General features: G+C 46.9%; 1 tRNA gene and 1 rRNA gene. Both read right to left on the reverse strand.

The features are described 5' to 3' along the window. Positions 1 to 713 (reverse strand): 16S ribosomal RNA (locus tag ABZ319_RS40490); the annotation flags it as partial. A 234-nt stretch (positions 714 to 947) separates the two neighbouring features. Beyond that, positions 948 to 1,019, reverse strand: a tRNA-Glu gene (locus tag ABZ319_RS40495). Positions 1,020 to 1,088 lie beyond the last annotated feature (69 nt).

The following is a 1,088-nucleotide window of genomic DNA, read 5'->3' on the forward strand; positions in this document are numbered from 1 at the left end:
ATATATCTACGCATTTCACCGCTACACATGGAATTCCACTCTCCCCTCTTGCACTCAAGTTAAACAGTTTCCAAAGCGTACTATGGTTAAGCCACAGCCTTTAACTTCAGACTTATCTAACCGCCTGCGCTCGCTTTACGCCCAATAAATCCGGACAACGCTCGGGACCTACGTATTACCGCGGCTGCTGGCACGTAGTTAGCCGTCCCTTTCTGGTAAGATACCGTCACAGTATGAACTTTCCACTCTCACACTCGTTCTTCTCTTACAACAGAGCTTTACGATCCGAAAACCTTCTTCACTCACGCGGCGTTGCTCGGTCAGGCTTCCGCCCATTGCCGAAGATTCCCTACTGCTGCCTCCCGTAGGAGTCTGGGCCGTGTCTCAGTCCCAGTGTGGCCGATCACCCTCTCAGGTCGGCTATGCATCGTCGCCTTGGTAGGCCGTTACCCCACCAACTAGCTAATACAACGCAGGTCCATCTGGTAGTGGTGCAATTGCACCTTTTAAACAGCTGTCATGCAACAACTGTTCTTATGCGGTATTAGCTATCGTTTCCAATAGTTATCCCCCGCTACCAGGCAGGTTACCTACGCGTTACTCACCCGTTCGCAACTCATCCAGAGAAGCAAGCTCCTCCTTCAGCGTTCTACTTGCATGTATTAGGCACGCCGCCAGCGTTCGTCCTGAGCCAGGATCAAACTCTCATTAAAAGTTTGAGTTCTCACTCATTTCTGTCACTGACAGATTTATTGTTTTTTTCATTGTTCAGTACTATAACCTCAGTTATAGTGCCCTGCACATTGGTTCGTCTTGTTCAGTTTTCAAAGGTCTTTGTCTCTCACTTCTCTCATGAGCGACAACTATATTAGTATATCACAGCTAGCTCTCTCTGTCAACAAGTTTTTTAAATTTTTTTCCAAGTTTTTTCTAACCACAATACACCATAGTCCGTACGGGATTCGAACCCGTGTTACCGCCGTGAAAAGGCGGTGTCTTAACCCCTTGACCAACGGACCTGAGCTTTTCAACTCTTTCTATTATACCTACTTTTCTCCCTTTGTCAAGAACTTTTTTTCAACCTATAC

The organism is Nocardia sp. NPDC005978 (assembly GCF_040614455.1).
Classification (GTDB): Bacteria; Actinomycetota; Actinomycetes; order Mycobacteriales; family Mycobacteriaceae; genus Nocardia.